At 70.8% G+C, this 21602-nt stretch carries 23 protein-coding genes; 20 read left to right on the top strand and 3 right to left on the bottom strand.

Annotation, left to right across the window (positions count from 1 at the left end; translation table 11 throughout):
* Window positions 1-54: 54 nt before the first annotated feature.
* From ACRDTB_RS02120 to ACRDTB_RS02050, 15 genes are all read left to right on the top strand, one after another.
* Window positions 55-1518, top strand: coding sequence for a sigma-70 family RNA polymerase sigma factor (locus ACRDTB_RS02120; protein WP_431428124.1), 1464 nt, complete (start codon window positions 55-57; stop codon window positions 1516-1518).
* 76 nt (window positions 1519-1594) lie between these two features.
* A complete protein-coding gene (locus ACRDTB_RS02115) occupies window positions 1595-2032 on the top strand; it encodes a DUF983 domain-containing protein (protein WP_431428123.1) in 438 nt (145 codons plus the stop codon).
* Between the two features lie 27 nt (window positions 2033-2059).
* Window positions 2060-2923, top strand: a complete 864-nt coding sequence (locus tag ACRDTB_RS02110; protein ID WP_431428121.1) for an Fpg/Nei family DNA glycosylase — start codon at window positions 2060-2062, stop codon at window positions 2921-2923.
* Window positions 2924-3022: 99 nt separating this feature from the next.
* Window positions 3023-4246, top strand: a complete 1224-nt coding sequence (locus tag ACRDTB_RS02105; protein ID WP_431428242.1) for a histidine kinase — start codon at window positions 3023-3025, stop codon at window positions 4244-4246.
* A 205-nt stretch (window positions 4247-4451) separates the two neighbouring features.
* Window positions 4452-5327 carry a S49 family peptidase gene (locus tag ACRDTB_RS02100; RefSeq protein WP_431428120.1) on the top strand — a complete coding sequence of 292 codons (876 nt, stop codon included), beginning with the start codon at window positions 4452-4454 and terminating at the stop codon, window positions 5325-5327.
* A 114-nt stretch (window positions 5328-5441) separates the two neighbouring features.
* Window positions 5442-6281, top strand: a complete 840-nt coding sequence (locus tag ACRDTB_RS02095) for a LytR/AlgR family response regulator transcription factor (RefSeq protein ID WP_431428119.1) — start codon at window positions 5442-5444, stop codon at window positions 6279-6281.
* 64 nt (window positions 6282-6345) lie between these two features.
* The gene (locus ACRDTB_RS02090) at window positions 6346-6756 is read left to right on the top strand and encodes a hypothetical protein (protein WP_431428118.1); all 411 of its coding nucleotides are present in this window, start codon (window positions 6346-6348) and stop codon (window positions 6754-6756) included.
* Window positions 6757-6786: 30 nt separating this feature from the next.
* Entirely contained in the window at window positions 6787-8574 is a 1788-nt protein-coding gene (locus tag ACRDTB_RS02085; protein WP_431428117.1) for a cation acetate symporter, read from the top strand.
* A 5-nt stretch (window positions 8575-8579) separates the two neighbouring features.
* Window positions 8580-9416, top strand: a complete 837-nt coding sequence (locus ACRDTB_RS02080; RefSeq protein ID WP_431428116.1) for an alpha/beta fold hydrolase — start codon at window positions 8580-8582, stop codon at window positions 9414-9416.
* 72 nt (window positions 9417-9488) lie between these two features.
* Window positions 9489-10583, top strand: a complete 1095-nt coding sequence (locus tag ACRDTB_RS02075) for a sensor histidine kinase (protein ID WP_431428115.1) — start codon at window positions 9489-9491, stop codon at window positions 10581-10583.
* On the top strand, window positions 10580-11350 hold the full coding sequence (locus ACRDTB_RS02070) for a LytR/AlgR family response regulator transcription factor (protein WP_431428114.1): 771 nt from the start codon (window positions 10580-10582) through the stop codon (window positions 11348-11350). The genes ACRDTB_RS02075 and ACRDTB_RS02070 overlap by 4 nt, the downstream gene beginning before the upstream one ends.
* Window positions 11350-11703 (top strand): hypothetical protein, encoded by a 354-nt coding sequence (locus tag ACRDTB_RS02065; protein WP_431428113.1) that lies wholly within the window; start codon window positions 11350-11352, stop codon window positions 11701-11703. Before ACRDTB_RS02070 ends, ACRDTB_RS02065 begins: the two co-directional genes overlap by 1 nt.
* Before the next feature lie 172 nt (window positions 11704-11875).
* Window positions 11876-13582, top strand: coding sequence for a cation acetate symporter (locus ACRDTB_RS02060; protein ID WP_431428112.1), 1707 nt, complete (start codon window positions 11876-11878; stop codon window positions 13580-13582).
* A gap of 150 nt (window positions 13583-13732) precedes the next feature.
* Window positions 13733-14095 (top strand): DUF485 domain-containing protein, encoded by a 363-nt coding sequence (locus ACRDTB_RS02055; RefSeq protein WP_431428111.1) that lies wholly within the window; start codon window positions 13733-13735, stop codon window positions 14093-14095.
* Window positions 14095-15726 carry a solute symporter family protein gene (locus ACRDTB_RS02050; RefSeq protein WP_431428110.1) on the top strand — a complete coding sequence of 544 codons (1632 nt, stop codon included), beginning with the start codon at window positions 14095-14097 and terminating at the stop codon, window positions 15724-15726. The genes ACRDTB_RS02055 and ACRDTB_RS02050 overlap by 1 nt, the downstream gene beginning before the upstream one ends.
* A 200-nt stretch (window positions 15727-15926) precedes the next feature.
* On the opposite strand, the gene ACRDTB_RS02045 is transcribed toward ACRDTB_RS02050, so the two are convergent.
* Together ACRDTB_RS02045 and ACRDTB_RS02040 are read right to left on the bottom strand one after the other, a co-directional pair.
* The gene (locus ACRDTB_RS02045; protein WP_431428109.1) at window positions 15927-16322 is read right to left on the bottom strand and encodes an SgcJ/EcaC family oxidoreductase; all 396 of its coding nucleotides are present in this window, start codon (window positions 16320-16322) and stop codon (window positions 15927-15929) included.
* 43 nt (window positions 16323-16365) lie between these two features.
* The gene (locus tag ACRDTB_RS02040; protein ID WP_431428108.1) at window positions 16366-18558 is read right to left on the bottom strand and encodes a P-loop NTPase fold protein; all 2193 of its coding nucleotides are present in this window, start codon (window positions 18556-18558) and stop codon (window positions 16366-16368) included.
* Window positions 18559-18629: 71 nt separating this feature from the next.
* Here ACRDTB_RS02040 and ACRDTB_RS02035 point away from each other — a divergent pair, with 71 nt between their 5' ends.
* Complete coding sequence (locus ACRDTB_RS02035) at window positions 18630-18995, top strand: sigma-70 family RNA polymerase sigma factor (RefSeq protein ID WP_431428107.1); 366 nt, start codon at window positions 18630-18632, stop codon at window positions 18993-18995.
* Between the two features lie 172 nt (window positions 18996-19167).
* Window positions 19168-19539, top strand: coding sequence for a hypothetical protein (locus ACRDTB_RS02030; RefSeq protein ID WP_431428106.1), 372 nt, complete (start codon window positions 19168-19170; stop codon window positions 19537-19539).
* Between the two features lie 121 nt (window positions 19540-19660).
* Here ACRDTB_RS02030 and ACRDTB_RS02025 read toward each other — a convergent pair whose 3' ends face one another.
* Window positions 19661-20023, bottom strand: coding sequence for a hypothetical protein (locus ACRDTB_RS02025; RefSeq protein ID WP_431428105.1), 363 nt, complete (start codon window positions 20021-20023; stop codon window positions 19661-19663).
* A gap of 160 nt (window positions 20024-20183) precedes the next feature.
* Here ACRDTB_RS02025 and ACRDTB_RS02020 point away from each other — a divergent pair, with 160 nt between their 5' ends.
* The 3 genes from ACRDTB_RS02020 to ACRDTB_RS02010 are packed head-to-tail and all read left to right on the top strand — an operon-like array spanning window position 20184 to window position 21597.
* Entirely contained in the window at window positions 20184-21026 is an 843-nt protein-coding gene (locus tag ACRDTB_RS02020) for a helix-turn-helix domain-containing protein (protein ID WP_431428104.1), read from the top strand.
* Window positions 21023-21259, top strand: coding sequence for a DUF397 domain-containing protein (locus ACRDTB_RS02015; protein WP_431428103.1), 237 nt, complete (start codon window positions 21023-21025; stop codon window positions 21257-21259). The genes ACRDTB_RS02020 and ACRDTB_RS02015 overlap by 4 nt, the downstream gene beginning before the upstream one ends.
* A complete protein-coding gene (locus ACRDTB_RS02010; protein ID WP_431428102.1) occupies window positions 21259-21597 on the top strand; it encodes a rhodanese-like domain-containing protein in 339 nt (112 codons plus the stop codon). The genes ACRDTB_RS02015 and ACRDTB_RS02010 overlap by 1 nt, the downstream gene beginning before the upstream one ends.
* The last annotated feature ends 5 nt before the right edge of the window (window positions 21598-21602 follow it).

The raw sequence follows: 21602 nt of genomic DNA, 5'->3' as shown, positions 1-21602 counted from the left end.
CTGTGGCATGTTGAGCCAGATTCCCGTGGCGGCCGGGAGGAGGTGCCGGCTCACATGACCGGCAAGGCTCCGCGCTCATCCGGAGCGCACAGGGCGGAGGCCAGCGCGGACCGCAAGGCGGAGACCGGGGACACGCAGGATCGGGCGCTGCTCGACCGCCTCCGGGCTGGGGACGATGCGGCTTTCGGCGAGTTGTTCTCGCGGCACTCCACGGCCGTCTACCGGCTCGCGCTCGGGCTCGTCGCCGACCGCGCGGAGGCCGAGGATCTCACCGCCGAGGCGTTCTTCCGGGTGCTGCAGGCCATCCGCCGCGGCTCCGGCCCGGTCGACAACGTGCGTGGCTACCTGCTGATCGTCGCGCGGCGGGTGGCGTGGGAGTGGAGCCTGCGCCGCAGGGACGTCCCGGTCAGCGACGAGGAGCTGACCCACCGGGCCGCGTCCGACCCCGACACCACCGGCCAGTACACCGAGCGCAGCCTGATCCGCCGCGCGTTCACGAGCCTTCCGGAGCGCTGGCGCAAGGTCCTCTGGAAGATGGAGGTCGAGGGCGAGCGCCCGGCCGCCGTGGCGACCAACTTCGGTCTGAGCCCCAACGCCACCGCCGCCCTCGCCCGCCGCGCCCGCCAGGGCCTGCGTGCCGCGTACCTGCAGGCGCACCTCGCCGCCGACCGCAGTGCCACCGGTTGCCGCTCCGTCCTCGAGAAGCTCGGCGCGTACACCGCCGGCAGCACGTCCGGCATCGAGCGCCGCCGCATCCGCGCCCACCTCGCCGGCTGCGCCTCCTGTACCGCGATGCACGCGGAGCTCCGCGAGGTCTGCTCCGGGCTGCGGGCGCACGCCGGGCTCGCCGCCGCGCCCGCCGTGGTCGCGGGCGCGGTCGCCGCCGGCGGGTTCGGCGCGACCCTGAAGGGGCTGCTGGCGAGCACCAAGATCCAGGTCGGCCTGGTGGCCGGCTCCGCAGCCGCGGTCGGCCTGCTCGGGTTCGTCGTCACGCCGTGGGGTGGCGGGGACGGCGCGGCCGCCCCGGTCGACCTGTCCGGCCGCAACGGCGTCGAGCTGGAGATGACCCACAAGGCCGAGCCGTCGCACTCGCCGCTGCGGGTCACGACCGGCCGGCTGACGACCCGGGCGGAGGTGCCGGCGGCCGACCCCGTTGACGAGCCGGTGCCCACGACGACACCCGGGCCCGCGAAGCGCTCGGCCGTCCCGGCGCGGACCGACGACGGCGCGCGCACCGGGCGGCCGATGACGACCCGGCAGGCGGCCTTCGACGAGAGCGCGCCGATCGTCTACCGGCAGACCAGGGTCGAGCGGCACACCACGACCTACAACGGCTACACGGTGGTGTACGAGACGACCACCGTCACCGAGACCAACTCGCTGGACCAGACCCGGACCACGACCCGGACGACCAGCTACACCCAGCAACAGACGCTGGCGAAACCGCCGTCCGGTTCACCGCAGACAGCCCGAACGGCTGAATCTACTCCCTCGCCGGCTGCGCCGAACGGACCCTGACAGGTGCGTGGGGTTGGCGGGTTAGGCCATCATTAGTAGCGATGATCCCGACCAGCTCCGGAGCCGGGAGGCCTTGATGACGCGCGTGGTGCGCGGCGCGGATGGACGGCAGTGGACCCTACGCAGCCAACTCGAATGGCGCTCACCGGCCACCGCGGACGACTTCGAACACGACGTGAGCGTGGGTAACGCGGCCGCGATCGTGCTACTCGCCCTGGTGTTGACGCTCGGCGTGGTCCTGATCGTGTGGACCCCCGACGACGTCGTGGTGCCGCTGTGGGTCGTGTTGCTCGTACTCATGCTCATCCTCTTCTTCCCGACGCGGTGGGCACTGCGCCGGCCGTGGACGGTGGTGGCCGAGACGGGCGACAACGGCGAGAACGAGCCCGTCGAGAGATGGGTGGGCGTCGTGCGCGGCGTGTTCACGGTGCGCCAGCAGATCAAGCGGGTGGAGAAGAGCATCGCGGTCGACTCGGTGCCCGGCATCGAGGGTCCGCTGCAACCCGTGGCGTAATCGCCGGAATCCGGCAAGACTGGCGGTGTGCCTGAACTTCCCGAGGTCGAGGCGCTCGCCCAGCACATCCGCGAGCACGGCGTCGGCCGCACCGTGAGCAGGGTCGACGTCGCGTCGCTGTCCGTGCTCAAGACCGTCACCCCACCGTGGACCGAGCTGCGCGACCGGACCGTCACCGCGGCCGGCCGGCACGGCAAGTTCCTCGACCTGGACTGCGACGGGCTGCACCTGGTCATCCACCTGGCCCGCGCCGGCTGGCTGCGCTGGGCGGAGACGCTGTCCGCGGCGCCGCCCCGGCCGGGCAAGGGCCCGCTTGCGCTGCGGGTGCACCTCGGCACGCCCGGCAAGGGCCCGGGCTTCGACCTGACCGAGGCCGGCACGAAGAAGGGCCTGGCCGCGTGGATCGTCGCCGACCCGGCCGAGGTGCCGAGCATCGCCGCGCTCGGCCCGGACGCGCTGGCGGTCACCCGTGCCGAGTTCGCGGGCGTGCTCGCCGGCCGCACCGAGCGGCTGAAGACGGTGCTGACCACGCAGAAGATCCTGGCGGGCGTCGGCAACGCCTACTCCGACGAGATCCTGCACACCGCCAAGCTCTCCCCGTACGCCACCGCCGGCAAGCTCACCGACGCCGCGCTCGACGACCTGTACGCGGCGCTGCGCACGGTGCTCACCGACGCGGTGAGCCGGTCGGTCGGCCAGCACGCGGCGCTGCTCAAGGGGGAGAAGCGGTCCGGCCTGCGGGTCCACGCCCGCACGGGCATGCCGTGCCCGGTCTGCGGCGACACCGTCCGCGAGGTCTCGTTCGCGGACAAGGCGTTCCAGTACTGCCCGACCTGCCAGACCGGCGGCAAGCCGCTCGCGGACCGCCGGATGTCCCGGCTGCTCAAGTAGGGCTCGCTTGCTTCGTGAGCACGGTCGGTCGAGCATTGACGGGTGACCGACCTGCTGTCCGACATTTTCAACGAGCGTGCGCTCGTCGGGGCGCTGGCCATGCTCGTCGTCGGCGGCTTGTTCGCGCTGATCGTCCGGCGGCGCAAGTCGGAGGGCTCGGTCGACGACGCGGTGCTCGACGCCGTGCAGCGCCTGTCGAAGGCGGCGCCGGCGATGCGCAGCGGGCTCACCGAGGAGGCGGCCGACCAGGCGGTCAAGCACCTCGTGGAGATGCTGAAGTGCGTCGCCATCGGCATCACCGACGAGCGGGGCCACCTGCTGTCCTGGGACGGCGGGGCCAACGAGCACTACCAGCACCTGATCCCGACCATCGACGTCGCGATCCGCAAGGCGCAGCGGGCGGCCATCCCGCACACGAACCTCAAGTGCAACCAGCGCGGCCGCTGCCCGATGCGCACCGCGGTGATCGTCCCGCTGATCCCGGACGGGCACGTGGAGGGCACGCTGATCGTGGTCGGCGGCGTGAACTCCAAGCGGCTCATCCGCGCCGCCGACGAGGTCGCGAAGTTCGTCTCGATCCAGCTGGAGCTGGCCAAGCTCGACGAGTCCAAGCAGGCGCTGGCCAAGGCCGAGGTGCGGATGCTGCGCGCACAGATCTCGCCGCACTTCCTCTACAACGCGCTGAACTCGATCTCCTCGCTGATCCGCACCGACCCCGAGCGCGCGCGCGACCTGCTCCAGGAGTTCGCGGACTTCACGAGGTACTCGTTCCGCACCTCGGGCCAGTTCACCACGCTGGCCGAGGAGCTGCGCAACATCGACCGCTACCTGACCATCCAGAGCCAGCGCTACGCCGACCGGCTCACCGTGCGGATCAAGATCGCGCCCGAGGTGCTGCACGTGGTGGTGCCGTTCCTGGTGCTGCAGCCGTTGGTGGAGAACGCCGTGCAGCACGGCCTGTCCCCGCAGCCCGGCGGCGGCACGATCACCGTGGTGGCGCAGGACAACGGCAACGAGGCGCTGATCAGCGTGGAGGACGACGGCGTCGGCATGGACGCCGACCGCCTGTTCGCCGACCTCCGCGACGCCCACAAGACCGGCTCGCACGTGGGCATCGGCAACATCAACCAGCGCATGCGCTCGGTCTTCGGCGACGAGTACGCGCTGATGGCGGAGACGGCCCCGGGCGCGGGCATGAAGGTGATCCTGCGCGTCCCGAAGTTCTTCCCCGGCGTCCGCCCGGACCTGCCCAAGTTCGGCGCGGAAGACGGCGAGACGCCCGACGCGTCCACGCAGGGCACCGTCGGCCGGGTCACCCGCTGACGCCTGTCCACAACCCGGCCACCTATCCACAGAAAGCCCACGACCACCGGTTTTGTCGGTCCTCACAAGTAGACTGGCGTGGTGGGGTGCCCCCGGGAAAGGGTGGGGGCCTGCGTACTGGGGTCCTGCACGCGCGCGTGCGTGTGGGAGTGGTTGGGGGTCGCGGTTCACGAGCCGGATACCGGATCGCGCCTAGGGTTGGCGTATGAGCGTCACTGACAAGCTGGCGGCGAAGCTGCCCACGCTGCCCAACCGCCGCGGCCACGGCGGTCCGGTGGTGGCCGTCGTCAAGCTGCACGGCGTCATCACCCCGACGCCGTCCCCGCTGGCCCGCGGCACGATCAACCTCAACAGCGTCGAGTCCGCGCTGAGCAGGGCCTTCGACCACGAGCGGCTCAAGGCGGTGGCGCTCGCGGTCAACTCGCCGGGTGGCGCGCCGACCCAGTCGGCCCTCGTCGGCGAGCGGATCCGCGAGCTCGCCGACCGCAAGAAGGTCCCCGTGCTCGCGTTCTGCGAGGACGTCGCCGCGTCCGGCGGCTACTGGCTCGCCTGCGCCGCCGACGAGATCTACGCCCACTCCTCCTCCCTGGTCGGCTCCATCGGCGTCGTCACCGCGGGCTTCGGGCTCAACGGCCTGCTGGAGCGGGTCGGCGTCGAGCGTCGCGTCTACACCGCCGGCGCCCACAAGGTCCGCCTCGACCCGTTCCGCCCCGAGAAGGACGAGGACGTCGAGTGGCTCAAGGGTCTGCAGACCCAGCTGCACGACCAGTTCGTCGACTGGGTGAAGGATCGCCGCGGCGACCGCTTGAACAGCGAGGACGACCTGTTCACCGGCGAGGTCTGGACCGGCGCCCGCGCGGCCGGGCTGGGGCTCGTCGACGGCATCGGCAACCTGCGCCAGGTGATCGCCGAGCGGTACCCGCAGGCGGAGATCAGCGTGGCCGAGCCGAAGCGCCCGCTGCTCGCCCGGCTCGGCCTCGGCGGTGCCGCCGCGAGCCTCGCGCACGGTCCGGCCGAGCGCCTCATGGGCGCGATGGAGGCGCTGGAGGTCAGGTCCACCTGGTCCCGATTCGGGTTGTGAGACCGGGAAACGTCTGCTCAGAGTTGTGTCCGGCACGCACTATCGGCCCACCGCTGACACGGGCGGGGTAAGCAGGATGTTGACCATGGACATTTCGTTCTCCCGATCGGCAAGATGCACATCACCGTGAGTACCTCAGCCAACACCCCTGGTCTCGTCGTTCTGGCCGTCGACGACGAGAAGGACGGGATGGACCTCATGCTCGAACGGCTGGACGGGAACCGCTACGTGCGGCGGGTCATCCCGGCCTTCGACGCGACCGAGGCCTTGCGCCAGCTCGCCGGCGACGACCCCGAGCTGTCCTCCCGCCGCAACTCCGGCCGGCCGATCGTGGACGCCGTCTTCTCCGACCTCAAGATGCCCGGCCTCACCGGCATGGAGATGGCCAAGGTCCTCGCCGGCTTCAAGCCGTCCCCGGTGCTGGTGTTCATCACCGGCCACGGCGAGGGCAACGACGCGGTGGAGGCCTTCGAGCTCGGCGCCGTCGACTTCATCCCCAAGCCGTGCGACCAGGCCCGCATGGACCGCGCGGTGCAGCGGGTGATCTCGAAGCTGCGCGGCGACGGCCTCACCGGCGAGGTGGCCGGCGCGGCACCCGGGCCGGAGCCGAGCGACGAGGAGGTCATCCCGGTCGAGCTCGCCGGCACCACCAAGCTGATCCCACGCTCGGCGGTCCGCTGGGTCGAGGCGCAGGGCGACTACGCCCGCCTGTTCACCGCCGAGGGCTCGCACCTGGTCCGCATCCCGCTGGCCCAGCTCGAGGAGCGCTGGGAGAAGGCCGGCTTCGTGCGCATCCACCGCTCGTACCTGGTGCCGATCAACCTGATCACCGAGCTGCAGCTCGGCGGCAACGGCTACCACGTGGTGATCGGCGAGGAGGAGCGCAAGCTCCCGGTCAGCCGCCGGCACACCCGCGAGCTCAAGGACCGCATCACCCGGCGCGGGGGCACATGAGCGAGCTTGCGAGCGAATCAACGACACAGGGCGAGCGGCATCACCGAGCCTGCGAGGGGATGTCGTGAGTAAGCACGCCGCCGGTCCGTCCGAAAAACCGTACAAGGACCCACCGACCAAACCGCGCCGCAAGCGCGTCGTGCTGGCCGACTCGCGCGCGCCGGTCACGGTCCTGCGCACGGTCGTCGAGCTGGAGGAGCAGACGAGCTACGGCGAGGAGCTGGTCAGCCAGTTCGTCCGCCACCAGTTCCATGTCGCGATCGGGTTCTGGATCGCGGTGGTCGGCGCCCTCGCGGCCGTGCCGACCGTGTTCTTCCTCGTCCCGCGGCTCGCCGAGGTGAGCTTCGCCGGCGTGCCGCTGCCCTGGCTGGTCATCGGAGTGCTGCCGTTTCCGTTGTTGTTCGGCGCCGGCTACTGGTACAACCGGGTGGCCGAGCGCCAGGAACAGGCGTTCGTCGCGATGGTGGAGAAGTAGCCAGCTCTCGTTAGGAACCCGGGACACTCGGTGGACGCAAAGGTGTGGGCGCTTGCCGGGATCCTGCTCGTCACGGTCGTGACCTTCTACATCGGACACCGGTCCTCGCGCACGGCCAACACCACGCAGGACTTCCTCGTCGCCCGCCGCACCGTGCGGACCCGGCGCAACGCGGCCGCGGTGTCCGGCGAGTACCTGTCCGCGGCCTCGTTCCTCGGTGTCGCCGGGCTCGTGCTCAAGGACGGCGCGGACGCCCTGTGGTACCCGGTCGGCTTCACCGCGGGCTACCTCGCCCTGATGCTGTTCGTCGCCGCTCCGCTGCGCCGGTCCGGCGCCTACACGCTGCCCGACTTCTGCGAGGCACGGCTCGGCTCCCGCACGCTGCGCGGCCTGGCCGCCGCGTTCGTCGTGTTCATCGGGATCCTCTACGTCGTCCCGCAGCTGCAGGCCGCCGGGCTCGCGATCGCCAACGTCCTGCCGGTGCCCACGTGGGTCGGCGCGCTGCTCGTGACGATCGTGGTGATCGTCAACGTGTTCGGCGGCGGCATGCGGGCGATCACCGTGGTGCAGGCGTTCCAGTACTGGCTCAAGCTCTTCGCCATCGCCGCGCCGACGTTCGTGATGTGCGTGCTGTTCATCGGCGACGGCGGCCCGCGCAGCGGCGAGACCACCGGCCTGACCGAGAAGCTGCCGCCCACGTTCACCAGTGCCACCACGGTCACCGTCGAGACCCCGGTACGGGTGAAGGTGGACAACGCGGTCGTGCTGAGCGCGGACGGCGTGGTCGACGGCGAGGAGGCGACGGGCACGGTCTACTGGCCGCCCGGCGAGCACACCGCCGACGCCGGAACGGAGCTGCACTTCTCGCAGGGCTCCACGGTCCCGGTGGTGCTCGGCGCGCCGACGGACAACGCGAGCTGGCTGCGACCGGCCGCCGGCTCTGGCGATCTCTTCGCCACGTACTCGCTGATGCTGGCGCTCTTCCTCGGCACGATGGGCCTGCCGCACGTGCTGGTCCGCTTCTACACCAACCCGGACGGCCGCGCGGCCCGCCGCACCACGCTGCACATCCTGCTGCTGCTCTCGCTGTTCTACCTGTTCCCGATCCTGGTCGGCGCGCTGTCCCGGCTCTACGTCCCCGAGTTGCTGGTGACCGGCAAGACCGACGCGGCCGTCCTGATGCTGCCTGCCAAGATCGCGCCCGGCATGCTCGGCGAGATCCTCGGCGCGATCACCATGGCGGGCGCGTTCGCCGCGTTCCTGTCCACGTCCTCGGGGCTCGTGGTGAGCGTGTCCGGCGTGCTGTCGACCGACGTGCTGCGCGGCCGGGTGGCCGACTTCCGCTTCGCCACGGTCATCGCGGGCGGCGCGCCGCTCGCGCTGGCGATCGTCATGCGCCCCGAGGACATCTCGCTGTCGGTCGGCATGTCCTTCGCGCTCGCGGCGTCGACGTTCTGCCCGGTCCTGCTGCTCGGCGTGTGGTGGCGGAAGCTCACCTGGGTCGGCGCGGCGGCCGGCATGATCGTCGGCGGCGGTCTCGTGCTGACCTCGTTGGTACTGAACACGGTCAGCGACTTCACCGGCGGCTGGGCGCCCGGCGCGTTCGGGCAACCCGCGCTGATCACGGTCCCCATCGCATTCCTTACGGTGATCCTCGTGAGCAAGGCGACACAGAACAAGGTGCCCGCGGACCTGGCGCAGATTCGGCTGCGCATGCACGCCCCGGACGGGCTCGGCTTCATCCGCGACCGTGCGGTCGCGCGGTTCGGGACCGCGGAGGAACGCGCCCGCCTGGCCGACGGGCGGCACCGCAAATGAGGCCGGTGGTCACCGACGACGGACGTCGGTTATGGGCGGTGACGGTCGGCCCGGCCGACACGGGCGGCGAGCCGCTGCTCGTCTGCCACGGCGGCCCCGGCCTGTGGGACATGTTCGGCGACGCGGCCGCGATGCTGTCCGACCGGCTGCGGGTCATCCGGTGGGACCAGCGCGGCTGCGGGCGGTCCGAGCGGCGCGGCCCGTACTCGATGGCGCGCACGGCGGCCGACCTCGACGCGGTCCGCGCGCACTTCGGGCTGGAGCGGGTGGCCGTGCTGGGTCACTCGTGGGGCGCGCAGCTCGCGCTGCGGTACGCGCTCGACAACCCGGACCGGGTCAGCAAGCTCGTGTACGTGTCCGGTGTCGGCCTCGGCTTCGACTGGCACGACGACTACGAGCGGAACCTGGCGGCCCGCCTCGGCCCCGACCTGGCCCGGCTCACCGAGCGCAGCGGCCGCGAGCGGACGGTCGACGAGGACCGCGAGCTCGCGATCGTGCGGTGGTCCGCGGACTTCGTCGACCCGGAGATCGCCCGCGCCCACGCCGAGCGCATGGCCACGCCGTGGCTCGAGGTGAACTACGAGTGCAACGCGACGATCAACGCCGAGGACCGGCGGACCTGGCGCGCGGAGGAGCTCGTCGAGGCGTGCCGCAAGCTCACCGTGCCGACGTTGATCGTCGACGGCGAGCGGGACATCCGGCCGCGGTGGGCGGTCGACTCGCTCGAGGAGGCGCTGCCGTCGGTGACCCGCGTGACGTTGCCGGCCGGTCACCTGCCGTGGCTGGAGGCACCCGCGGAGTTCCGTTCGGCCCTGCTCTCGTTCCTGCGTCCGGCGGATTGATCAGCTCGTTCGCGGGGTGATCCGGCCGTTAGCATTTGTCGCGAGCCCGGTCGCCGACGATGGGAGGCCCTGATGGCGGTGTCCGCCGACCGAGCGCCTGATCGGACACCGGCGAGCGCGCGCCTGCGACCCCGGGCCTGGTCGCGTTCGGACCCGGCCGCGGTGCTGACCGCGGCGCGGCACATCGCGGACGAGCTGAAGGACGGCCTCGGCGGGGCCGGTACCCGGGCCGCCGCGCGCGGGGTGCGCCGGCTGCTGGACGCGGACCGCGTGGGCCTGGTGGACCTGTCCGGCCGGCCGGTCTGGGCGCCCGCCCCACCCGAGGACGAGCGGGCGGCGAAGGATCTGGTCGAGGAGGTCCTGCACAGCGAGACGAAGGGCGGCCGGCCGCCGCTGCTGGCGCTGCCGCTGCACGTTCACGACGAGCTCGCCGGGGTTCTGGTCGTCGTCGGAGCGGTGCGCCGCTCGGCGTTGCGGGAGGCGTCGGGCTGGATCGTCGACGCGCTGGAGCGAGCCCGGCTGGAGGCGTCCGCCGAGCAGGCCGCGCAGGCGGAGCTGCGGGCGCTGCGCGCGGAGATCTCGCCGCACTTCGTCTACAACGCGCTGACCGTGATCTCCGCGCTCGTGAGCTCGGAGCCCGACCGGTCCCGCGAGCTGATGATCGACTTCGCCGACTACATCCGGTACAGCCTGGCCCGCCACGGCGAGTACACCACGGTCGCCGAGGAGTTCCGCGCCATCGAGACGTACCTGGCCCTCCAGCGCGCGGTGCTCGGCGAGCGGCTGCAGGTGCAGGTCCGGGTGGCGCCCGAGGTGCTGGCCGTGGCGCTGCCCTACCTCGTGCTGCAACCGTTGGTGGAGAACGCGATCCGGCACGGCATCGAGCCGCGCGCGGGCACCGGGCACGTCCAGGTGCGCGGCGAGGCCGAGGGCAACGACTGTGTGATCAGTGTCGAGGACGACGGGCTCGGTATGGATCCGGTGCTGGTGGAGGAGATCCTCGCCGGCCGCGGCGGTGCGGACAGCGTCGGTATAGCCAATGTGGACAGACGGCTGCGCAACGTGTACGGCCCGTGGTACGGCCTCGTGGTGGAGACCGCGCCGGACGAGGGGACGCGGGTGGTCGTGCGCATCCCGCGGTTCCAGCCGGGGGTGGTGCCGGGGTGACTGGTCTGTCGGTGCTCGCGGTGGACGACGTGCCTCCCGCGCTGGATGAGCTGTGCCGGCTGCTGCGCGAGTCGCCGTACGTGTCGGAGGTGTCCGGCGCGGGCGACCCGCTCTCGGCGCTGCGGATGATCCAGAGCGGGCGGTTCGACGCGGTGTTCCTGGACATCTCGATGCCGGGCCTGGACGGGCTGGAGCTGGCGTCGCTGCTGGCGAAGCTGTCCGACCCGCCGGCGATCGTTTTCGTGACGGCGTACGAGCAGCACGCCGTGGCCGCGTTCGGCATCGGCGCGGTGGACTACCTGCTGAAGCCGATCCGCGCGGAGCGGCTGGCCGACGCGCTGGCCCGCATCAACCGTGTGCTCCCGGCCGCGCAGCAGCCGGTCGCGCGGCAGCCGGAGGCGATGGCCGCGCTGCCGGTCGAGACGGAGGGCCGCACCCGGTACGTGCGCCGCGACGAGGTCCGCTTCGCGGAGGCGCACGGCGACTACGTCCGGCTGCACGCGACGTCGGGCGTGCACGAGGTGCGGATGCCGATCTCGCGACTGGAGGAGTACTGGAGCCCGGCCGGTTTCGTGCGCGTGCACCGGGGCTACCTGGTGGCGCTGGACGCGGTCCGCGAGCTCCGCAGCGACTCGGTGGGCGGCCTGCTCGCCCACACGGACCTCGGTGACGTGCCCGTGAGCCGCCGCCACGCCCGCGACCTGCGCGACCGCCTGCTGGCCGCGGCGCGGACCGGCCAGCTGGACCGCTCGGAGCGGCGGATCTGATGCCCGGCCACAAGCGGGTCGCGGTGATGAGCCCGCAGACCCGCCTGGCGCACTCCCGGCGGCGGCTGCGCGGCCGCTGGCGAGTCCCGAAGCTGGACCCGGCCGGCGCCGAACGAGCCGCGGTGCTCTACCGGGCCCAGCGCCGTCTCGCGGTAGCCCCGCTCGTACTGCTGTTCGTGGGCATGCTGGGCCTACCACTGGTCTTCGCCGTGTTCCCAGCCCTGGACGAGCTGCGCCTGCTGGGCATCCCGGTCTCGTGGCTGGCGCTGGCCGTCCTCCCGTACCCGGCCCTCACGCTGCTGGCCGCCTGGCACCTGCGCCGCGCCGAGCACGCCGAGGACGACACGCCATGACCACGAGTTGTCCACAATGCACGGACCTGTCCACAGCAGACGCCACCCCCCACCATCCGTCACCCCCTGCCACTAGACTGGCATGTGAGGGTGGCCCCCGGGACAGGGTGGGGCTTTCGTTTCTTGGGTTCCGCACGTGCGCGCGTGCGCGCGGGGGCGTTCGGGGTCCGCGGTGATCATCGCCTTCGCCGTCGCGCCCGTCGTTCTGGTGACCCTCCTCATCGGACTCCGTGGTGTCGCCGCGATGCGCACCACGTCCGACTTCCTCGTCGCCTCCCGGCGGGTCTCCCCGCTGCTCAACTCCGCGGCCGTCTCCGGCGAGTACCTCTCCGCCGCGTCCTTCCTCGGCGTCGCCGGCCTCGTGGTCAAGGACGGCATCGGCGCCCTCTGGTACCCCGTCGGCTTCACGGCCGGCTACATCGCCATGCTCGTGCTCGTCGCCGCGCCCATGCGCAGGTCCGGCGCCCTCACCGTGCCCGACTTCGCCGAGGCCCGCCTCGCCTCGCCCGCCCTCAGAAGGATCACCGCGGTCGTCATCCTCGTCATCGGCGGCCTCTACCTCGTCCCCCAGTTCCGCACCGCCGGCCTCGTCCTGAGCGCGGTCAGCGACAGCCCTTACTGGGTCGGTGTCGTCGTCGCCGGCGCCGGCGTCGCGATCACGCTGGCGCTCGGCGGCATGCGCGCGGCCACGTACGTCCAGGCCTTCCAGTTCGTGCTCAAGCTCGTTCTGTTCATCGTCCCGGCGATCTGGCTGCTCGTCCAGGTCGGCCCGCAGGTCCGCGACGAGGCCGTGCGGCCGGTCGAGTTCACCGAGTTCGACAGCGACACCCGCGTCGTGTTCCGCGTCGGCACGACCCTGCGGATGGTCGAGCCGACTAACGTCCTCATCGGACAGACGGCCGAGGTGAAGCAGGGCGACTGGGACGTTGCCGAGGGCACCACGGTGGTCTTCCCGAAGGGCGCGCAGGTCCCCGAGGTGGTCGGCGAGGCCCGGCCGGGCGGCGCCGGCTGGGAACGCCCGCTGCTCGACCTCCGGGACGCCGGCCACCCGCTGCTGGGCACCTGGGCCCTCGTCGTCGCGCTCGCGCTCGGCACCATGGGCCTGCCGCACGTGATCATGCGGTTCCACACCAGCCCCGACGGCCGCGCGGCCCGCCGCACCGCCGCGATCACTGTCGCCCTGCTCAGCGTCTTCTACCTGTTCCCCGGCATCTACGGCGTCCTCGGCCGCGTCCTCGTCCCGCAGCTCTATCTCTCCGGCGCAACCGACATCGCCGTCGTCGCGCTCCCGGCCCAGGTCGACACCGGCTGGCCCGGTGACTCCTTCACCGCGCTGCTCACCGGCGGCGCGTTCGCCGCGTTCCTGGCCACCTCGCTCGGCCTCGTCCTCGTCGTGTCCGGCGCGATCTCCTACGACCTGCTCCCCGGTGGCCTCGGCCGGCTCCGCTTCACCGTGATCGCGGTGTCCACGGTCGTCGTCCTCCTTGCCCTGCAAGCGATCCGGCTCGACGCGGGCGTACTGGTCACGTGGGCCTTCACCGTCGCCGCGTCCACGTTCTGCCCGCTGCTCGTGCTCGGTATCTGGTGGCCCCGGCTCACCGTCGCCGGCGCGATGAGCGGCGTCCTCGTCGGCCTCTTCGCGTCGAGCGGCGCGATCGCCGGCACGATCTGGGGCCTGCCGGTCGACGGCTGGCTCGCGATCCTCGTGGCCCAGCCCGCCCCGTGGACCGTCCCGCTCGCGTTCGCGACGATGTACGTCGTCTCGCTGCGCGGCCGTCCGCCGAGCTGGTCCCGGACCGCGATGCTGCGCCTGCACCTCAACGAGAACAGCCTCACGACGCGGCAGGACGACCTTCGGGCGCTTCGCACCAAGACGTGACACGGGCCACTCGACCCGCCAATCGAACCGCTGGTCAACCGTTCGTCGTGGCTCAGCGCGCTTTGACTGTCGATGATGTTGTCCGCGCTGCCTTCTTCCTAGGGTCGTAACACCGCCTTTACGTCTCGGACCCACCTCCCAGGAGGCATTGTGAGTAGCACAAACCCGGACCCACCGCCGACGGAGACATCCGGTCCCGATTGGGTGACCGTCCAGGAGAGTGCCGAGTTCAGGCAGCTGCGCCGCCGGTTGCGCGGGTTCGTTTTCCCGATGACCGTGGCATTCCTCGCCTGGTACTTGCTGTACGTGTTGCTGTCCGACTACGCGCACGGATTCATGTCGACCAAGTTGTTCGGCAACATCAACATCGGGCTCGTCTTCGGCCTGCTGCAGTTCGTCTCGACGTTCGTGATCACGAGCATCTACGTCCGGCACGCGGACAGGAAGCTCGACCCGGTGGCGGACAAGATCCGCGGCGACATCGAGGGCGACAGCGAGGGTGGTGACCGGTGATGGTGCTCGCACAAGGCATCGAGGGCAGCAACGTCGCGCTGAACATCGGCATCTTCGCGCTGTTCGTCGCCTTCACGCTCTACATCGTGTTCCGGGCGAGCCGCACGTCGAAGACCGCGGTCGACTACTACGCGGCCGGCCACTCGTTCACCGGCGCGCAGAACGGCGTCGCGATCTCCGGTGACTACCTGTCCGCCGCGTCGTTCCTCGGCATCGCCGGCGCGATCGCCCTGAACGGCTACGACGGCTTCCTCTACTCGATCGGCTTCCTCGTCGCCTGGCTCATCGCCCTGCTGCTGGTGGCGGAGCTGCTCCGCAACACCGGCCGGTACACGATGGGCGACGTGCTGAGCTTCCGGATGCGCCAGCGTCCGGTCCGCGCGGCCGCGTCGATCTCCACGCTCGTCGTGTCGATCTTCTACCTGCTCGCCCAGATGGCCGGCGCGGGCGGTCTGGTCGCGTTGCTGCTCGGCGTCGAGAGCAGGACAGGTCAGGCCATGGTGGTCGCGGTCGTCGGCGCCATCATGATCATCTATGTGATCATCGGCGGCATGCGTGGCACGACCTGGGTGCAGATCATCAAGGCCGCGCTGCTGATCGTCGGCGCCGCGGCGATGACCGTATGGGTGCTCGGCAAGGTCGGGTTCAACCTGTCGACCCTGCTCGGTGACGCGGTCGCGCGGGTCGGCGAGGGCGGCGAGAAGCTGCTCAACCCGGGGGCCCAGTACGGCCTGACCGGCACCACGCAGCTGGACTTCGTGTCATTGGCGCTCGCGCTGGTGCTCGGCACCGCGGGCCTGCCGCACATCCTGATGCGGTTCTACACCGTGCCCTCGGCCAAGGAGGCGCGCCGCTCGGTGGTGTGGGCGATCTGGCTGATCGGCATCTTCTACCTGTTCACGCTGGTGCTCGGCTACGGCGCGGGTGCGCTGGTCGGCTCGGACACGATCAAGGCGGCACCCGGCGGCGCGAACTCGGCGGCGCCACTGCTGGCCTACGCGTTGGGCGGCACGGTGCTGCTGGGCGTCATCTCGGCGGTGGCGTTCGCGACGATCCTCGCCGTGGTCGCCGGCCTGACGATCACCGCGTCGGCGTCGTTCGCGCACGACATCTACGCCAACGTGATCAAGAAGGGCGCGGCCGACGACAAGGCCCAGGAGGTGCGGGTCGCCCGAATCACGGCGCTGGTGATCGGTGCGGTGGCGATCGTCGGCGGCATCGTCGCGACCGGGCAGAACATCGCGTTCCTCGTGGCGCTGGCGTTCGCGATCGCCGCGTCGGCGAACCTGCCGACGATCCTCTACTCGCTGTTCTGGAAGCGGTTCAACACCCAGGGCGCGCTGTGGAGCATCTACGGCGGCCTCACCGTGTGCCTGGCGCTGATCATCTTCTCGCCGGCGGTGTCCGGCAAGCCCGTCGACCCGGCGACCGGGAAGAGTCCGTCGATGTTGCAGAACGTCGACTTCAGCTGGTTCCCGCTGGACAACCCGGGCATCGTGTCGATCCCGGCGGCGTTCCTGCTGGGCTACCTGGGCACCGTGCTCTCCAAGGAGCGCAACGACGCCAAGTACGCGGAGATGGAGGTGCGCGCGCTGACCGGTGCGCAAGCCGAGAAGGCGGTCGTCCACTAGCGACAGCGTGCACCGACGTGCGGCCCCGTTCCCCCGGACCGGGGCCGCACGCGCGCACCAACCATCCACAACAACCGCAGTTGTCCACAGCAAACGCCCAACCCCCACTTTTGTCAGCCCCGACAAGTAGACTGGCGTGGTGGGGTGGCCCCCGGAGAGGGTGGGGGCCGCCATCCACGGGGCGTGCGGGTCAGTGGGCGTTAGTGGGGGACGAGGGTGTTCTGTCGTGCCGCGATCAGCCATCGGCCGGCCTCCTTGACCAGCACGTAGAGCGCGACCATCGAGTGATCCAGCTCCAGCGGCTCGCCGTCGGCGTCGGTCGCGGTCGCGTGCTTGTACGCGAGCGCCACGTCCGGCCGGAGAAACCGGATGTCGGTGACGTCGTAGCGGACGTACTGGTCGTGCAGCGCGGCCGCCATGCCCTGTTCGGTCGCCTCGCGAAGGGCGTCGAGCCCGACGATCCGCTTGCCCATCGCGGTGACCACGGACGCGTCCGCGGCGAAGTGCTTGTTCATCAGCCGCGCGTCGTTGGTGTTGAAGGCGGTCTGCACGTCGGCGACGATCCGCCGGATGGCCGCCTCGTCCTCGGTGCTCACGTGGCCATGATGCAACCTCCACCATTGTCGAGGTCAAGCAGCGTCAATGGCCGAACGAGAACCGCCGGACCAGCGGCAACCACTCCCGGTAGACGTCGAGCTCGTCGGGCATCCCGTCGATCCGCACCAGCCGCTCGCACAGCGCCTCGACGTCGTCGTCCTCCTGGTACCGGTCGAGCAGCCCGCGCCACGACGTGAGCCCGGACCCGGCCGCCTCGATTCGCTTGAACAGCCCGTCCGCCTCATTGCCCTCCCCGGCGTGCACGGCGAGCAGTACCAGCACGGCACCCGACCCGTGCCCGGACACGAACGCGTCGAGCTCCGGCCCGGACAGCCGCGCGCGCAGCAGCCGGTAGAGGTTGACCAGCCGCTTCGCCGCTCGTGGCGACGGCACCAGTGGCGCGAGGCGGCTGAGGAAGTCCAGTTCCGCCTCGGAGATGTCCAGCTGCCGCGGCCGCAGGTCGGATATGCGGGCCGGGACGACGACAGCGGACTGCACAGGGACCGGCGTCTCGTTCGCGGGCCGCTCCCACGCGACCGCGACTCCCGGCGCCTTCTCGGTACCGGCCAGCGTGCGAACCAGATCCTCGAACCCATCGCTGTCCATTGAGGACAGCTGGAACGGGACCTGGAAGATCTTCTCCAGGTAGTCGGCCGGCGTCAGCACCTCGTCCGGCAGCATCTCCGCGTAGTGCCGCGTGATCGCCCGCCGCAGCCACCGCGCGTCCACGCCCACCACGACCACGAACACCGGCAGTGCGACCAGCAGGTGGATCGCCTCGAGCACCTTGACCACCACGTCCGGCGGGCACCGGTCGAGGTCGTCGATGTAGAGCACGATCCGCTCCAGCCCGCCGTCGGCCTCGCGCTCCTTGTCGAGGATCGCCGCGAACGTCTCCAGATCCCGCCGCAGTAACGACACGACCCCCAGGTGCTGGCGGTAGTCCGCACTGGCATGCCGCGACTTCGCGAACGCCGTCACGCCGTGTCCCGGGGCCAACTCGGAGATCGCACGCTCCAGCCGCTCGGTCTCCGCGTCCAGGTCGGCGAGCCGTTTCCCGGCGGCGGCCTCCTTGGTCTCGGCGGCCGACTTGATCCGGGTCACCGCCTTGTGCACCTCGCGGACGAACGGCGTGACGGTCGCGACGGCCGTCGAGACCATCGCCGTGATCGCCGGCCACAGTGGACTGCGCAGCAGCGCCACGATCCCGACCGTCAGCGCGACCCCGGCGCCGAGCAGGACCCACGCGAGCTTGCTGCGGCGGAACAACGAGAGCACCTGCCGTGCCTTCGCCTTCCACCCGAGCATGCCGGTGGCGAACTCGCGCACGTTGTCGATCGTCGCCTCGGGGACGTCGAGCACCTTGCCCACCCAGGCGAAGTCGTCGTGGGTGAGATCGAGCGTGAACGGCTCGCGCTCGTACCGCGCGGCGACCATCATCCGCTCCAGCCGGGCCGCGGAGAGCTGGGTCAGCAGCGACTTGTCCTGCTGCCGCAGCTCGGCCAGGTGGTCGGCCCGCCGCTCCAGGGCGTCCTCCGAGCCGCCCACGGCCAGGTTGTCGAAGATGTGCGCGGCGAGGCTGGCCCACAGGTTCGCCTCGGCGTAGTGCCAGGCGTTGAAGGTGATCTGCCGGACGGCAGAGCAGTACGACGACACGTCCCGCCCGCGCTCCTTGCGGGCCTTCTCCTCCGCGGCCGCCGCGTGCGCGAGCGAGCGGACGCGCTCGCGCATCTGCCGCATGAAGAAGCTCTTGCCCGACCCCCAGTTCCCGAACAGCCCGATCGACAGCGGCGGCTTGATCAACCGCGACGCCACGAGATCGGCCAGCATCTCCACGTCCGGCGAGATCCCCAGCCGGTCCACCCCGGCGTCGGTGTCCGCGTGGTAACCGGCCAGGTGCCGCTCGCGCACGACCGCGTCGACCTCCGGCGCACTGATCCTGACCACCCGATGGCTCCGCTCGACGAGCTCGTCACGCAACGCGGGCAGATCCGGGTCGAGCTGCTCGACGACTCCGACGACTAACCGGTCGTCGGCTATCAACTCATCCACCGTCTTGGTGCGCAGGCCGCCGAGCATCGCCTCTGCCGGGTAGAACGCGATGACGTTCGTCGCGACCCGCGTGGCCGCTTCGGTGACTTCATCGGTCGTGTTCGTCCCGCCGTCGTAGATGGCGAGCACCAGCGGTGCCTGAGCGAGTGCCCCCTCGAGTTGCGCTTCAATGGTCAACTCCACCCCGCCACTTTCTCGCACTCGTGCAACCGTCGGGGGCGGTTCCGTGTAGAAGGGGCCGGAGGTGGTCGAGAGTGCGGGGACGAGACCAGGAGTCCACCGAGTTCTTCGCGGCGCGAAGAACCGTCCTGACCCGGCTCTTCCTCGATGCCCGGCACCGCCGCCGGGCCAAGGAGTACCCCGTGGCCGTGCTACCGGAGCAGTCGGTCGCACCCGACCACAGCTCCCACGAACGCATGGCCATGCAGGCCGCGCTCCTGGCCGTACCTCCGGGGCAGCGGGCCGTGCTCGTGCTCCGCTACGTCGCCGACCTCTCCGTGGAGCAGGTCGCCGCCACGCTCGGCTGCTCGACCGGCAACGTCAAGAGCCAGACCGTCCGTGGGCTCGCCGCCTTGCGCGAGGCCTACCCCGGCGACAACACCGCTGCGAGGAAAGCATGAACATCGACGACCAGACGCGGGCCACCCTCCGCGCGATCGCCGACGTGCCTGCGCCCCCGACGGTCGTCACCGCCGAGCACGTGATCCGGCAGGCCGTCGCCGTGCACGCATCCAGCGCGGCGCGACCGTCGCCGCCGCGATCGGCGTCGCCGCCGCGATCGGGATCGGCGGCGTGCTGCTCCGCTCCGTCGCCGAGGGCCAAGGCGTCCAGCCGGTGGCGCCGCCGTCGAGCACGGCACCGCCGACCAAACCGCCCAGCGACACGTCGTCCTCCGATGACATCGGCGGTTGCTCGCCGGTCCGCGGCGACCAGCCCGGCCATCTTGAGCCGCCTTCGCAGGAAGTCGTGGATGTCGTTGAGAATCAGTTGATCGATGCCGTGAGCGAGCAGACCGGCATCGTGCCGGAGGACGCCGAGTGGTTTCCGCGCGAACGCTCGCTCGCGCTCTTCTTCACGAGAGACGGCATCGACGGCTTCGTCGACGTGACCATCGGCTCTTACGGTGGCACGGCCGAGGAAGCCGCCGACGCCGACGTCGCCTGACCGGCATGTGCGATCCGCCGCGGCGCGAAGAGCTGGCCGATGGCACCATCCTGCGGCTCTACACGCCCGCCACCGAGGTGCACCCGCGGAACGCTGCCGTCTACGAACCGGATGGCCGGTACTACCCCGTGACCGCGGGTGACATCACCGGGCAGGGAAGGGAATCCGACCCGGAGTCCGCTGGCCATGACCCCATGCCGTTGGACAGCGCGGAGCTGGCCGGCGTCGCGGAGGCGATCGCCGAGATCGGCACGTAACTCTCCTCCCAGGAGATCTCCAGCGGCACGATCCCGCTCCACCGGTCGCACGCCGCCTGGGCCGAGTCGTGCACGCCGAACAGCGTTCGCCCGGTCTCCGGGTCCTTGCGGTAGATGACCGCCTCGCTGTCCTCCGGCTTGTCTTCGTCACCGACGATCTCGATGCCCCAGGCGAAGACCTTGCTGTCGTCGTCGATGGTCGTCAGGGTGAACAGTCGTCCGTACACGGGATCTCCTTTCGGTAGGGCTCCCAGCATCCGGGTGGCGGGATCAACGTCAGGACGCGGACGTTCAGTACGCGGAAGGGCGGAAATCCCGCGTGGAAATCCCAGCCCCGGGATTCCGGGCTGCGATCATGTAGCCACTGGGAGTCACCGGGAGCTGGAGTTGAACACGCACAACAAGGCGCCGTTCCTCAGGCGTCGACTGGGTCGGCGGCTGCGGAGCATGCGGGAGTCCGCGGGCATGAACCTCGACCAGGCCGCCGTGCGCCTGGACAAGAAGCGCAGCGCCCTGCACCGCATCGAGACGGGCGTGACCAAGGCCGACGTGCACTTCGTCAGATCGGCCATGGACCTCTACGACGTCTACGACCCGGACCTGCTGGACCAAACCCGCGAGGCGGCGAAACCGTTGTGGTTCCGCGCTTACGGCGTCACGGACCTGGGCTACGTAGACGTCGAGACCTTCGCGACGGAGGTCAAGGAGTTCCCGGGCCTGAACCTCCCGGGCCTCCTCCAGACCGAGACCTACATCCGCGCGCTGTTCGGCAGCGGTCGGCGCCGCCGAACGCGCGCCGAACTCGAGAACGATGTGAAGGTTCGGCGGATCCGGCAGGATCGCCTGCTGTCCGAGGACAACCCCCTCCACCTCACCGCGATCATCGATGAAGCCGCGCTCCGCCGAGAGGTCGGCGGGCCGCACGTAATGCGCGAACAGCTCAGCTTCATGATCGAAGCGGCCGCCTTCACCACCGTGACCCTCCAGATCCTCACTCTGGCAAATGGTGCGCACAGCGCGATGGATGGCGGCTTCGTCCTCCTCGACTTCCCCGATCCCGACGACGCCGAGATGCTCTATGTCGAATACACGACCGGGGCCCTGCATATCGAGAATGAGAAGGAGGTGGAAGCAGCTAGCATTAAGTTCGAGCAGCTTCGCAGTGAGGCCTTGAGCCCCACCGACTCGATCTCCTTGCTGGAGCGGATAGACGGCGAGCTGCGGGGATGAGGGAGGCGATAAGAGTGTCCACTGTGGACCTCTCCGGGATCGCGTGGCGTAAGAGCAGCCGCAGCGGCCAAGACGGCAGCAACGGTGCCTGTGTCGAGGTCGCCGTCGCCGGTCCGGCCGTCGCCGTGCGGGACTCAAAGGAGCCTGCCGCCGGGGTGCTCGCGTTCCCGGCCGCCGGGTGGGCGCAGCTCACGGGCGTCCTACGGGACGGCGTGGCAGCATCGTCGGTGTGATGCCATCGCAGGTCCCGTCCGTGGCCGTGCCCGAGCTTCCGGCCGAGCTGCCGGAGCAGACCGTCCTGCTGGACGTGCGCGAGCAGGACGAGTGGGACGCCGGCCACGCGCCGCAAGCCCAGCACATCCCGATGAGCGAGCTGGCCGGCCGCCTCGGCGAGCTGCCGGACGACCAGGAGCTCCTGGTCATCTGCCGCAGCGGCGGCCGCTCGGCGCGCGTCACCGCCTACCTGAACGCGAACGGGTGGGAGGCACGCAACGTCGACGGCGGCATGCAGTCCTGGCAGGCCGCCGGTCGCGGCCTCACCTGCGCCGAGGGCGAACCGCAGGTCATATGACCAGG

Source organism: Actinophytocola sp., from assembly GCF_050699935.1.
Classification (GTDB): Bacteria; Actinomycetota; Actinomycetes; order Mycobacteriales; family Pseudonocardiaceae; genus Actinophytocola.
The sequence above is the reverse complement of the archived record's forward strand: the minus strand, read 5'-3'. Positions and strand labels throughout refer to the sequence as shown.